Origin of the sequence: Chryseobacterium sp. 2TAF14, assembly GCF_052115105.1 — a bacterium.
Taxonomy (GTDB): domain Bacteria; phylum Bacteroidota; class Bacteroidia; order Flavobacteriales; family Weeksellaceae; genus Chryseobacterium.
In genome coordinates this window covers 17,279-29,390 of record NZ_JBFRGA010000038.1, presented here as the reverse complement: position 1 = coordinate 29,390, position 12,112 = coordinate 17,279, and the positions used below count along the sequence as shown (strand labels likewise).

At 33.9% G+C, this 12,112-nt stretch carries 11 protein-coding genes, 1 tRNA gene and 3 pseudogenes; 5 read left to right on the top strand and 10 right to left on the bottom strand.

Going from position 1 to position 12,112, the window contains the following annotated elements:
* From AB4Y90_RS06650 to rpsO, 4 genes and pseudogenes are all read right to left on the bottom strand, one after another.
* Positions 1 to 663: pseudogene (locus AB4Y90_RS06650) on the bottom strand (polyribonucleotide nucleotidyltransferase); the annotation flags it as partial.
* Positions 664 to 807: 144 nt separating this feature from the next.
* Positions 808 to 1,554: pseudogene (locus AB4Y90_RS06645) on the bottom strand (acyloxyacyl hydrolase); the annotation flags it as partial.
* Between the two features lie 15 nt (positions 1,555 to 1,569).
* Positions 1,570 to 1,995: a hypothetical protein gene (locus AB4Y90_RS06640; RefSeq protein ID WP_441556634.1), complete on the bottom strand. Its 426-nt coding sequence runs from the start codon at positions 1,993 to 1,995 to the stop codon at positions 1,570 to 1,572.
* A 132-nt stretch (positions 1,996 to 2,127) separates the two neighbouring features.
* Positions 2,128 to 2,397, bottom strand: a complete 270-nt coding sequence (gene rpsO, locus AB4Y90_RS06635) for a 30S ribosomal protein S15 (RefSeq protein WP_034679332.1) — start codon at positions 2,395 to 2,397, stop codon at positions 2,128 to 2,130.
* Positions 2,398 to 2,809: 412 nt separating this feature from the next.
* On the opposite strand from rpsO, the gene AB4Y90_RS06630 reads away from it, so the two are divergent.
* From AB4Y90_RS06630 to AB4Y90_RS06620, 3 genes and pseudogenes are all read left to right on the top strand, one after another.
* Positions 2,810 to 3,367 (top strand): pyruvate decarboxylase, encoded by a 558-nt coding sequence (locus AB4Y90_RS06630; RefSeq protein ID WP_441556633.1) that lies wholly within the window; start codon positions 2,810 to 2,812, stop codon positions 3,365 to 3,367.
* Between the two features lie 84 nt (positions 3,368 to 3,451).
* A pseudogene (locus AB4Y90_RS06625) lies at positions 3,452 to 4,509 on the top strand (magnesium transporter).
* Positions 4,510 to 4,534: 25 nt separating this feature from the next.
* Entirely contained in the window at positions 4,535 to 5,263 is a 729-nt protein-coding gene (locus AB4Y90_RS06620; protein ID WP_441556632.1) for an ABC transporter substrate-binding protein, read from the top strand.
* A 160-nt stretch (positions 5,264 to 5,423) separates the two neighbouring features.
* On the opposite strand, the gene AB4Y90_RS06615 is transcribed toward AB4Y90_RS06620, so the two are convergent.
* On the bottom strand, positions 5,424 to 5,873 hold the full coding sequence (locus AB4Y90_RS06615; RefSeq protein WP_441556631.1) for a GAF domain-containing protein: 450 nt from the start codon (positions 5,871 to 5,873) through the stop codon (positions 5,424 to 5,426).
* Between the two features lie 12 nt (positions 5,874 to 5,885).
* Positions 5,886 to 7,313: a TonB-dependent receptor gene (locus AB4Y90_RS06610; RefSeq protein ID WP_441556630.1), complete on the bottom strand. Its 1,428-nt coding sequence runs from the start codon at positions 7,311 to 7,313 to the stop codon at positions 5,886 to 5,888.
* 54 nt (positions 7,314 to 7,367) lie between these two features.
* Here AB4Y90_RS06610 and AB4Y90_RS06605 point away from each other — a divergent pair, with 54 nt between their 5' ends.
* Both AB4Y90_RS06605 and AB4Y90_RS06600 read left to right on the top strand, forming a co-directional pair.
* Positions 7,368 to 8,135 carry an MBL fold metallo-hydrolase gene (locus AB4Y90_RS06605; RefSeq protein ID WP_441556629.1) on the top strand — a complete coding sequence of 256 codons (768 nt, stop codon included), beginning with the start codon at positions 7,368 to 7,370 and terminating at the stop codon, positions 8,133 to 8,135.
* 94 nt (positions 8,136 to 8,229) lie between these two features.
* Positions 8,230 to 8,309, top strand: a tRNA-Leu gene (locus AB4Y90_RS06600).
* 204 nt (positions 8,310 to 8,513) lie between these two features.
* Here the strand turns inward: AB4Y90_RS06600 and AB4Y90_RS06595 are convergent.
* The 4 genes from AB4Y90_RS06595 to AB4Y90_RS06580 all read right to left on the bottom strand — a co-directional run bounded on the left by AB4Y90_RS06595 (position 8,514) and on the right by AB4Y90_RS06580 (position 11,826).
* Positions 8,514 to 9,125 (bottom strand): DUF4142 domain-containing protein, encoded by a 612-nt coding sequence (locus AB4Y90_RS06595; RefSeq protein ID WP_441556628.1) that lies wholly within the window; start codon positions 9,123 to 9,125, stop codon positions 8,514 to 8,516.
* Between the two features lie 294 nt (positions 9,126 to 9,419).
* Positions 9,420 to 9,701, bottom strand: coding sequence for a hypothetical protein (locus AB4Y90_RS06590; protein WP_441556627.1), 282 nt, complete (start codon positions 9,699 to 9,701; stop codon positions 9,420 to 9,422).
* A gap of 51 nt (positions 9,702 to 9,752) precedes the next feature.
* Positions 9,753 to 11,006, bottom strand: a complete 1,254-nt coding sequence (locus AB4Y90_RS06585; RefSeq protein WP_441556626.1) for a S41 family peptidase — start codon at positions 11,004 to 11,006, stop codon at positions 9,753 to 9,755.
* Between the two features lie 25 nt (positions 11,007 to 11,031).
* Positions 11,032 to 11,826, bottom strand: coding sequence for a hypothetical protein (locus AB4Y90_RS06580; RefSeq protein ID WP_441556625.1), 795 nt, complete (start codon positions 11,824 to 11,826; stop codon positions 11,032 to 11,034).
* Positions 11,827 to 12,112: the final 286 nt, after the last annotated feature.

Sequence of the window (12,112 nt, the reverse complement as noted above, 5' to 3'; positions counted from 1 at the left end):
AGCTTCTACTTGTTTTTTGATTTCTTCGTGTGCAAAAGTAATTGCTTCAAGCATTTCTGCTTCAGTGATTTCCTTCATTTCACCTTCCACCATTACGATAGAATCTTTAGTTGCTCCAACCATAATATCAAGGTCAGAATTTTTAAGATCTTCAAATTTAGGGTTGATAGAAAGTTTTCCGTCAATTCTTACTACTCTTACTTCAGACATTGGTCCGTTGAAAGGAATATCGGTAATGGCAATTGCTGAAGACGCAGCAAGACCTGCCAAATCATCAGGAATCGACTGTCCGTCATAAGAAATCAATGAAATCATTACCTGAACTTCCGCGTGGAAATCTTCAGGGAATAATGGTCGAAGAACTCTGTCTACCAAACGCATCGTTAAGATTTCCTGGTCTGAAGGACGAGCTTCTCTTCTGAAAAAGTTTCCTGGGATTTTACCGCCTGCGTAGAATTTTTCTCTGTAATCTACTGTTAAAGGTAAAAAGTCTACACCAGGATTGGCTTCTTTGTTGGCTACAACGGTTGCTAAAAGCATTGTTCCGCCCATTTTTACTACTACAGATCCATCAGCTTGTTTTGCCAGTTTCCCTGTTTCGATTGTGATTTCTCTGCCGTCTGCAAGAGTAATCAGCTCTGTAATTGCTTGAGGTGCACTCATAAATTGTTTTGTGTTGCGCTCCGTATTGAGCACTTTAATTATTGATATTTCGTCTAAATGTGATGCAAATTTAGTGTTTTTGTTTTAAATAAAATGGTGAAAGTCATTTAGCCTGAATTTTCAGCAATCCATTTAAATTATTTATCAATTTTTCTTATTAAAAATCCTGTAACCGAGCCTCCATTCAATATAATCGGCTTTGTGAAATTTAAATGATCTCAAACCAATTCCTATTAAAAAGTTCTTTCCGATTGTATATTGAAATCCTACTCTCTGATAAAAAATTGTTTTATCATAACGGCGGTCAATTTCTTTTTTAAATATATAAAAGCCAGGCTGAATCTGAATGGCAAATTTTGAAATAGAAAGTCGGTACGAAGGGAAAATATTCAGTAAAACCTGTTCACGCTGAAATCTTTTTGTACTTTGAATTACTCCATTTTTATCCTGATAAAATTTATTATTATAATCTTCATCATACATCAAACCAAATCCTAACCCGAGGGAAGATTTATAAGTAACCTGTCTGTGATAAACCGTTTCTATACCCCAGTTCTGATGATATTTCCCTTCAAATTTCCTGATCATATCTACATCAAAATCTTCAAATCCAGGATCTTTTCCGTAAAAAATAGAATGCCTAATTCCTCCAAAAACATTCACATCCAATGTAGAATATTTATCAAATGAGGTCAAAGAATCTTTTGGAGCAAATTGTCTTTCATCAAAATGATATGTCAGTGATAATTTAGGAGAAAAGGTATTCATTCCTTTATTCGGAAGTTTCAAAGCACCGTTTGAGAAATGGTTAAAATTTAAGCCTAAACCTAAGTCAAAATGTTTTCCTAAATAATATTTATAATTAGCTCCTAAATTAATATAAATACTTACCGATGAGCCAAAAGTCTAGTTAACATATCCTTTCCTCAAATCATATGGCGTCCAATTGAAAGCAAAACCTCCGCTGGTTTCATAGTTCCAGGAATGCGTTGGTGTTTCTTTAATAACTCCTCCAAAAGTTCCGTAAATAGCAAAAGGTTTTCCCATTTCACTGTTTTTAAGGTAATCAAAAGCTATAATTCCTCCACCGTAATAAGGTTTTCCAAATCTTCTGTGCCATTCTTGACTTCCGTCGGTTTGTGTGGTAAGCTCTGCAGAAACTCCGATAAATTCTCTATGTTTAAGAGTTTTAAGATAATCATTCGTTCCTAAAAACTTTCCGAACTGCATACTCACCGAAGTTTGAAGATTCGACCTTGAAATGGTATCCAATTCCTGAGAACTGCAAAATCCCGAAGCAAAAAGAAGAATATAAAGATAAATCTGTTTCAAATCAGTAGATTAAATTTTGAAAACAGCAAATTTAAACGATTTCTTTAAAGATACCAGATTTTGGTGCTAAGTTTACGAAACAAAAAAAGCAACCTCTTTCGAAGTTGCTTCTGTTTTTTTGGAATCCAAAGATTATTTTCTTAGACCAAGTTCAGCAATAATTGCTCTGTATCTTGTAATATCTTTTTTCTTAAGATAATCTAATAAGCTTTTTCTTTTACCTACTAATTTCACCAAAGATCTTTCAGTATTGAAATCGTGACGATTAGCCTTCAAATGCTGAGATAAGTGGTTAATTCTGTAAGTGAATAAAGCAACCTGTCCTTCAGCGCTTCCTGTGTCTTGTGCAGATTTACCGTGTTTTGCGAAAATTTCTGCTTTTTTTTCTGTTGTTAAGTACATTCCAATATTGTTTAATGATTATTATGTAACGGCTGCAAAAATACAACTATTTTTTTAATCCCCAAAATGGTAATTTAAATTATTGAATATCTTAAATTTTTTACCATACTTAATTTCAGTTTGGCTAATAAAAATTTTAAAATATTGACTGTTTTAAACTATAAACGACATAACATAATATAGAACTAGCAATTTTTAATGATGTCTAATTCAAATCTTTTATCTTTTATCTTTTATCTTTTATCTTTTATCTTTTATCTAAATATCTTTTTATAAATATTCGTGTAAAATACATACTTTGGAAACATTATTGATTTCATTTATTAAAATTGATAGAAAAATATGTTAATAAATTCTTAAATAATATTATGTTATCCCATTAAAAGACAGTAATTTTACAGCCGACAAAAAGATGAATAATTTTTTATTTTATACGCTCATTTCTTCTATATTTATCATCAGTGTTTCTTCTGTAAAAGCACAGAAATCCCCTGGCCATGATAAAACAAAGAAAGTCTTATACTTCAATCCTGAAGTGGAACCCGATATTGAAGAAATAAAAGAACCTACCAACCTTGCATTTTTCAGTGCCGTTTCTGATAACATCAGTGCTTTTCGTAAAAATAAAATGCTGAGATCTGAAGTTCAGGTTTCTTTTGACAGCATCGATTCTAAAACCATTACCGAATACAGCAAAAACAATGATGCCGATTTTGTGATCGTTCCTAAAGTAAAATATTTCAAAGTAGGTCTCGGAAAATACGTTTTTTCTAACCAGGTTGTCGTAAGCATGAAACTTTTTGATGCAGAAGGAAACCTTATTACCTCTTCGGAATATGACACTTACCGAAAAAACATGCGCCTTTTAGGATCTACAGAAAACTCAGTAAAAATAGGAACCAACGGCGCTATGAAAAATATCCTTAAAGAATTGAGAAAGATAAAACCTTCTGCAGAAGCAGGTTTTTAATCTTTAAATAAACCTTAAATTTGGCTCATCATTCCCCTATTCTAAAAATTTGAGTTATTTTTGCATATCAAAAATTTTCAGGTTTTGAATTCTACACACGAACTTACTTTTAACCCTGCCGATATTGCCGAAAGACTCAGTGAACTTCCCGCTGATGAAAGGCTGCTCGCATTTCTGAAAGTTCCGAAAGAATACAAAGCCGATGTTTTTTCGCACTTAGACCCTGATTTTCAGGAAGAAACCATTCGAAGCATTGGCAGTGATGAAGTTTCAGAAATTCTGAACGCCATGACTCCCGATGACAGAACGGCTTTGTTTGAAGATTTTCCGGATGAATTAATTAAATATTCGATTAATCATCTTAACCCGCAGGAAAGAAGGATTGCCCTGAAACTTCTTGGCTATAATTCTGATTCTATTGCGCGTATGACAGAACAGCGCTTCCTATTATTACTGAAGCCGGAGTTTTGGTAGGAATTGTAACGATTGATGATATTTTAGATCAAATTGAATCTCAGAACACCGAAGATATTCAAAAATTCGGGGGTGTTGAAGCTCTTGATGATCCTTATATTCAGACCCACTGGTTTGAAATGATCAAAAAACGCGGACTTTGGCTGATCGTTCTTTTCTTTTTGCAGCTGATCACCGCATCTGTAATGGGATTTTATGAAAATGAAATTGAAAAAGCGGTTGTTTTAGCATTGTTTATTCCTTTGATCATTTCGAGTGGCGGAAATTCGGGTTCGCAGGCTGCAACTCTGATCATTCGCGCAATGGCATTACAGGAAATTACCCTGAAAGACTGGTGGACCGTAATGAAAAAAGAAATTGTTACCGGTTTGGTTTTAGGAACTTTCTTAGGTGTTATCGGATTTTTCAGAATTATGATATGGCATAAACTGGGCTGGTTCGATTATGGCGATTATTGGTTTTTCATTGGCATAAGTGCCGGAATTTCTCTGGCAATGATTGTACTTTGGGGAACAATTTCCGGTTCTATGGTTCCGTTTATTCTTAAAAAATTTAATCTTGACCCCGCAACTTCTTCTGCCCCGTTTGTAGCAACTTTGGTTGATGTAACAGGATTAATTATTTATTTTACCATCGCAGCAATGTTCTTAACCGGAAAACTTTTGTAATTTTAGGCAAAGTCTAAAATTTAACATGAAAGTCATTTCTTTGGTCCCTTCTATTACGGAAGCTTTATTCGATTTAGGTTTAACGGAAAACGAGATTGCGGGGAGAACAAAATTCTGCATCCATCCTTCAGAAAAAATAAAAAATATTGAAATTATCGGCGGTACAAAAAATCTTAACATTGAAAAGATTAAAAGTATTAAACCTGATTTAATTTTAGCCAATAAAGAAGAAAACGTAAAAGAGCAAGTTGAAATTCTGATGAAAGATTTCAAGGTAATTGTTTATAATACTGAGACAATTGAAGATAATTATTACCTGCTAAAAAACCTTGGATTACTTTTTAACAAAGAAGAAAAAGCACAGGCTTTCAATTTAAAAATCTATGAAATCCTCAATCAGACTAAAATCAATTCAAAAGTAAAAGCAGCTTATCTTATCTGGAATAATCCTTATATGACGGTTGGTTCTGATACTTTTATTCATCATGTTTTAAGTGAAATCGGCTTTGAAAATATTTTTAAAAATCAAAAACGTTATCCTGAAATTAAGACTGAAGATTTAGCTGAAGCGGATGTTATTATGCTGTCTTCCGAGCCTTTTCCTTTTAAAGAAAAACATATCGCCGAACTAAAAAGAATTTATCCTGATAAAAAAATAATGATTGTGGATGGCGAAGCATTTTCATGGTATGGAACGCATATTGCGAAGTGTGAGAACTACTTTAAAGAACTTATCGCCGAATTTAATCATTAAGTTTTGGCTACAGCCAACTGATTTTTTTAAATTATTAAACGGGATTTTGAATCTAGCATGCTTTATATTTCTAACTTACATGGTAAGTAAGCTTTTATGTATGCACAAAAAAAACTCCGACTAAAAAATCGGAGCTTATCTTTTATATTAAAAAATGAGATTATACAATCTTTGAAACTTCATTACAAAGCCATTCCAATAATTCTAAATCTTCTTTTGTAAAAGGATCGATGGTGTGAGAATCTATATCAATCTGACCAATATTTTCACCGTTTTTAAAAATAGGAACTACAATTTCGGCTTTTGTGTCGATTGAACAGCTTAAGTAATTATCCTGCAGATTTACATCAGGAACAATAAATGTTTCGTTGGAAACAGCAACCTGTCCGCAAATACCTTTTCCGTAAGGAATGATGATATGATCGGTTTCTGCTCCTACGTAAGGACCCAATTTAAGCTCATTTTTGTCTCCGTTTTTGAAGTAAAAACCTGTCCAGTTGAAATAAGATATTTCCTGATCAAGCAAAGCGCAGACTTTTTGAAGCTTCTCTTCGGTATTATGTTTCGGACTTTCAAGAATAGACGAAAGCCTTTTTTTTAATTCAGACATTGTAATAATTTTTTATGAAAATTGTTTCAGAGAAAGCTCGTTTTTATACCCGAACATTCCTCTTTCTTTTATCATTTCTGCAACGCCATCGGGAAGCTGGTTTTCCCAACCGCCGATGTTGCAGGCTATTTTTCTTAAGATTTCTCTTGAGTATATTTCCAAAAACTCAGGATTGTAGTTGGTAATATCTACAATACGGTTGTTGTGCTTGAAATATTTGTAAAGCTCTTTTAAGTTCTCTTCCACTTTTAAAGTTGAAGAATCAAGCAATTCATGGGTTTCAGGATCTTTGTACGGATACAGATAAACTCTCATTCCGTTTCTGAAGAATTTACCAAAAGCTTCCAGAATTCCCCCGGAAAGATCTTTATAATATTTTTCGTCAAATACCATTAACAGGTTATTTACTCCCATCGTCACACCGATATCGCCGTTGGTATAATGCGAGAAATAATCGATCAGTCTGTAATATTCTGAGAAATTGGAAATAATAACCGTATATCCCAATTTTCCTAAAACATCTACTCGATCAAGAAAATCTCTTTCATCGATATCTCCGTCTGCACGCAGGTTTGAAATGGTAATCTCAATAAGAACCTCAGTTTCTTCCTGGGTACAGATTGCGTCTTTCAGGAACATATCCATTCCGTTTCGAAGCATGTCTATATTTACTTTCGTCACCGGTCTGAAACTTCCTCTTACCGCAAAAATATTTTTCTTGTACAAAATATCTGCAGGAAGCATATTACTCCCTTGAGAATTGAAAATTACAGCATCGGTCATATTATTTTTAACCAGCTGCAAAGACATCAATCGGTTGTCGACATACGAAAAAGCCGGCCCGCTGAAATCGATCATATCGATCTCAAGATTGTCTGTAGAAACCTCATCATAAAGAGATTCTATCAACCTTCGTGGGTTGTCGTAATAATTATATGCTCCGTAGATAAGATTTACACCAAGATTTCCCAGAGTTTCCTGCTGCAAAGTAGCATCATTTTCTTTAAATTTTACGTGAATGACAATCTCGTTGTAGTCTTCATTTTCTTTTACCTGAAAACGGATTCCGACCCAACCGTGACCTTTTATGGTCTTATCAAAATTGATGGTTGTAACGGTATTGGCATAAGAAAAATATTTTCTTCCGGGATTGGTATCTCTGGAAATTCTTTCTTCAATTAATGAAACTTCGTAACGAAGCATTTTTCTAAGTCTGTTTTGAGTAACATACCTGTTTTTTACTTCTTTTCCGTAGATGGCATCACTAAAATCTTTGTCGTAAGCCGACATTGCCTTAGCAATTGTACCGGAAGCTCCCCCTGCTCTAAAAAAGTGTCGTACAGTTTCCTGCCCTGCTCCAATTTCTGCGAAAGTACCATAAATAGTAGGATCTAGATTAATTGTTAATGCTTTTTGTTTAGGAGTTAGTTTCTGATACATTAGGACATTAAATTTTTCGTAAATTTACCAAAATTAAAACAACCTCAAAAGAAAATGAAGTTGAAATTTTTAGGAACCGGAACTTCCCAAGGTGTCCCCGTTATCGGTTGCACCTGCGAGGTATGTACTTCTCAAAACCCAAAAGATACCCGTTTCCGGGCTTCAGCGATGGTTACTACCGATGAGAACCGGAAAATACTGATCGATTGCGGACCCGATTTTCGCCAGCAAATGCTAATCAACAAAGAAAATCATATCGACATTACGCTTCTTACCCATGAGCATAATGATCACGTAATTGGTTTGGATGACATGCGCCCGTTAATTTTCAAAAGCGGTAAAAACATGCCTATTTATTGTCTCTCAAGAGTTGGGCAGGAAGTAAAAAAAAGATTTCCTTATGCATTTGCAGACATTCGTTATCCTGGAGCTCCGGCTTTTGACCTATACGAAATCGATACAGAAAAATTTACTGTTTTAGATACAGAAATTACCCCTATCGAAGTTATCCATTATAAGATTTCAATTTTAGGATATAAATTTAAAAACCTCGCCTATATTACTGATGCCAATTTTATCTCTGACTCTGAAAAAGAGAAGTTAAAAGATTTAGATGTATTAATCTTAAACTGCATCCGAAAATTTGATCCACATCCTGCTCATTTTGTATTGGCAGACATCATTAAATTATTTGAGGAATTAAAACCTAAAAAATTATTTTTAACCCACATCAGTCACCATTTCGGGCTGCATGACATTGAAGATAAGTTACTTCCCAACGGAATACACCTTGCCTATGACGGTTTAGAAATAAATTTTTAAAATTTTTTCTTTAAAAAGCTTTTGAACATTGAAAAAAGTTCCTATATTTGCACACCAATTTGAAACAAACGATAACGTTTGAAGTAAACATCAAGCCCAGGTGGCGGAATTGGTAGACGCGCTGGTCTCAAACACCAGTTCTTAGGAGTACCGGTTCGATCCCGGTCCTGGGTACAAACCAAAATGGCGCCAACTAAATACAGTTGGCGCCATTTTATTTTCTATAACTTTCTATGAGTTTTAATAAAACCCAATACCAAAGTATAACGCTTTTACATTTTATATTTAAAATTCCTTGGTGCGATTAAAGATTAGAGTATTGTCTCATAAAAAAGTCTCACTATTGGTGAGACTATATATTAAAATGAGGGGAATTAGCTATTTTACAGCATTTTTAGCTTTTTCAGATTCCATTAAGTGGTGTTCCAAAGTTGGAAGCGTCTTTGTAGCAAAAGCTTTTAAAGAGGTTTCAGAGCCTTCTGCTGCTTGTTTTTTAAAGTCTGCTATTGTTTTTTGATGATCACTTACCATTTGAGCTGTATACATGCGATCAAATTCAGCACCTTTTTTTGTCTTTAGCTCATCAAACTTTTTTTGTTGATCTGCATCTAAGCCGGAAGGCAGGTTGTAATTATTTTGTGCTGCCCATTGCTTAAGCTCATCGTTTGCTTTAGTATGATCTTTTACCATCATTTGGCCAAGAGTTTTAACCGTAGAATTAGTGGCGCTTTTTGCGGCAAGCTCTCCTGCCATTACTTCCATCATCCCTCCTTTTGCGGCAGCATCAGCAAATTTTTTATCCTGATCGCTAAGTGAAGAAGATTGTTGTGCAGTATCGGATGTTGTAGCAGAATCTCCTACCATAGATCCGGAATCTGAAGTAGTGGAAGTTTCAGTTTGCGTTACTGCATTCTCATCGGCAACGGTGTTTTTTTTGTTACACGAGGCAACTGTAGTGACTGCCAAAAGCATTACAATAGATTTTTTCATAATTAATAATTAAAGTTTAATGTTGTGATATTATTTGGTTCTTTTCAAAGCTACAACTATAATTATCTGAAATATTATGACCGGAATCATAAAACTGATATTTAAACTTCATTAATGATTCTTAAAATTAATTATAGAAATCTATATAAAATTGACTATTAATCTAATTATTTTATATAATTCCATGTGATTATAAACTTTGAATTAGGCTCATTCACCTTACTAATTATTTATTATATATATTGCAGAAATTCTCTTCCTCAAATGTTGTTTTGTACTGAAAAAACAGAAAAATTATTTTTTATTTTTACTCATATTATTCATTTTTCTTGCGCGATTATGTATCGTTGTTTTTAACGCATCTTTTGTTCTTCGATAATTCTGAATACAAGATTTAAGCTCTGACAGAAGCGTACAATAATAATCGTATGAACTTTGCAACCTCATCATATTCTGGCGCAAAATTTCGTCTTCCTGATCAGTGGTGACAACATTTCCGTGTCGATCATAAAATTCTTTATAACGTTCAAATGCGCCAATTAAATCCTGATATTCTTTAGTATCAATTTTTTTCAAAATTTCTATTCGTTTTTTGGTGGTGATATTGGTAGGTTAAGTATAATTAAATCAATTAATAGTCTGTAATGCCTTTTTTAATAAAGTTTCTTCAGGGTTTCCTAAATCGAAGATTGGCAGAGTTTCAAATTCATTTACCGGAATGTCTGGTGATAATCCGTTACTGTAATTTCCTATATTTTCAGCATTAAATAATTTGTAAATCATGGGATGGAGCTGCCAAGATATTTTGGGAGGCTTTCTTTGATCTAAAATATCCCAACCCGACATATCTTTACCCATCGTTTTTTCACCAATTTGTACAACCTGAATATAAGGTTTCAGGTTATTGATTACCGTTTCAGAAGCAGAAGCAGTACTTGCTGTCGTTAAAATATAAACTTTGCTAAGCCCTAAATTCTGATTAAACAAAGTATTAAAACCCGGCGCAGACTTCTCATAAGCAATTTGCTGAGCAAAAGTCAGCTTAACTTCTCCGCCATTTTTGTTTCCTTTGTAAATTATAAACGGAGAATTACCCGAAATACCTGATGGAATCATCGCACAAAGCGCTGTTGAAGAAGCGAGTATTCCGCCGTAATTGTAACGAAGATCGAGTATTAAATCTGTAACTCCTGCAGATTTGAATTCGGCAAACTTACTGAGAAGAGCCTGAATGAGTCCGTTTTGAAAATTGTAAATGTACAAATAACCTATTTTTTTTCCGTTCTTTTCAAAAATTTTAGACGCCAAAGGCTGATCAAATGTAAAGCTCTGGTAGATTTCTATATTGTTTATATTGACGATGTTTCCGTTATTCCAGGATCCTACAGTTAATTTCATCGGTGAAGCTGAGTTTGTCATTAAAGATTCAATCTGATCTTTATTTCCTGCTGTAATCTCAGTTCCGTTAATTTTTGTGATGATTAAGCCGCGCTGCAAACCTGAGTTCTGAGCCGGAGAATTTTTCATTACCAACTTAGTGATTGCAAATGTTTTTCCGTTTTGCTGCAAAACAGAATAATCGAAACCATATAAGCTTCTTGCGCTTTTTGTATAGGTGGAGGCATCATTTTTATCTATAATACCCGAAAAGCGATCTTCCGGAGAAAGCAGGGTTTTAAAAAATGCTTTTGTCGGAAGGCTGTAATCAGGCTTCGAGGGCATGCTTGCTGCCCAATAATAATAGCGTTTCATAGAATCCTGAACCCAGAGATTGACCGATTCGGTTGTGCCCTCTTCAAAATAGGGTCTGTCGTAATCGTCTTCTATTCGATTACAAGACAGCAATATGAAAGCAAGAAACAATAAAGAGTAAATTTTCATTAATTTTTATTCTTTATTTTAAAAATTATAAATACGGTGCAATATCTACATCGCCTTTTACTTTCAAGACTCCGTTTTCCATAACCTCCTGCAAAACGATCAGCTTTGCTCTGTTGTTATTGATGTATGCCGTGCTCATTTTTATTGTTATCAACGGATTGCCTGCATAAGGCTCGGTTGAATTTGGTTTGTACAGTTCTAATATAACATTTCCGGCGAAATAGTTGATCGTTGGCTTTAATTCTGTGAAAACATCTTTTCCTATTTTCTCATAGGTTGCAAGTACAGCTCCCGAACTTTCTCTTTTCAAAACACCTTTTACATTCTGAAGGTTTGTACCAGAAAATTCTCCCAAATTCGGGAAAATAAATTCAAAACCTACTCTGCCCAGATTTACTGTAGGCTTCGTTACTGACGTTTGAAGAAAGACTTCCGGTAAATTGATGAAATTTATATTTTTATACTGATTGCTATTATCGTAGTTGATCGTAAACAGCTTGATTTCGTTTCCTGTATTTTTATTATAAATTCCCAGCGTGTTTTTTTCGCCGTTATCTACAACAAATTTTATCTGGGTTGTAATGTTGTTGGCATAAGATGTTTGTCCGTTGATAACGACCGGTTCGCCATTAAATCTTAACTGCAAAAGATCCGGGTTAGAATATCCCTTGATGTTTATTTCTGCATATTTCTGATCAACGTCGTAAGACTCGAGTGCTCCGTCTGTGCAGGAAAAAAGACTCAACATCACAGCTGAAAATGCGATGATAGCTTTAGCTATTTTCCCTGTTATATATTTATATTTGATTTGGAATTTCATGTTTTTTGATTTCATTCTATTTTCATTTTAATCATTTCAATATTCATTTTTATTCTAAACTGTATTATTGATATTCAAATAAAATATCTATCATACTTTTTTAGTTAATTGAGAGAAAGCCTTCTATCAATAATGAAAGAAGGCAATCATATTTTTTATACAAGACAAATTACAGAAAGGAAAACAGCAGAAAAATGTGATGCAAATGCAGTAATCAGCACCATAAACATTACCTTAATAATCATTTTTAAAATAATAACTGACATTATTTGTTTAAAATCTAATA

Excerpts from the sequence above, each read along its gene's own strand:
- rpsO (WP_034679332.1), bottom strand. The coding sequence starts at position 2,397 with ATGTACTTAACAACAGAAAAAAAAGCAGAAATTTTCGCAAAACACGGT.
- AB4Y90_RS06630 (WP_441556633.1), top strand. The coding sequence starts at position 2,810 with ATGAATAATTTTTTATTTTATACGCTCATTTCTTCTATATTTATCATC.
- AB4Y90_RS06620 (WP_441556632.1), top strand. The coding sequence starts at position 4,535 with ATGAAAGTCATTTCTTTGGTCCCTTCTATTACGGAAGCTTTATTCGAT.
- AB4Y90_RS06615 (WP_441556631.1), bottom strand. The coding sequence starts at position 5,873 with ATGTCTGAATTAAAAAAAAGGCTTTCGTCTATTCTTGAAAGTCCGAAA.
- AB4Y90_RS06610 (WP_441556630.1), bottom strand. The coding sequence starts at position 7,313 with ATGTATCAGAAACTAACTCCTAAACAAAAAGCATTAACAATTAATCTA.
- AB4Y90_RS06605 (WP_441556629.1), top strand. The coding sequence starts at position 7,368 with ATGAAGTTGAAATTTTTAGGAACCGGAACTTCCCAAGGTGTCCCCGTT.
- AB4Y90_RS06595 (WP_441556628.1), bottom strand. The coding sequence starts at position 9,125 with ATGAAAAAATCTATTGTAATGCTTTTGGCAGTCACTACAGTTGCCTCG.
- AB4Y90_RS06585 (WP_441556626.1), bottom strand. The coding sequence starts at position 11,006 with ATGAAAATTTACTCTTTATTGTTTCTTGCTTTCATATTGCTGTCTTGT.
- AB4Y90_RS06580 (WP_441556625.1), bottom strand. The coding sequence starts at position 11,826 with ATGAAATTCCAAATCAAATATAAATATATAACAGGGAAAATAGCTAAA.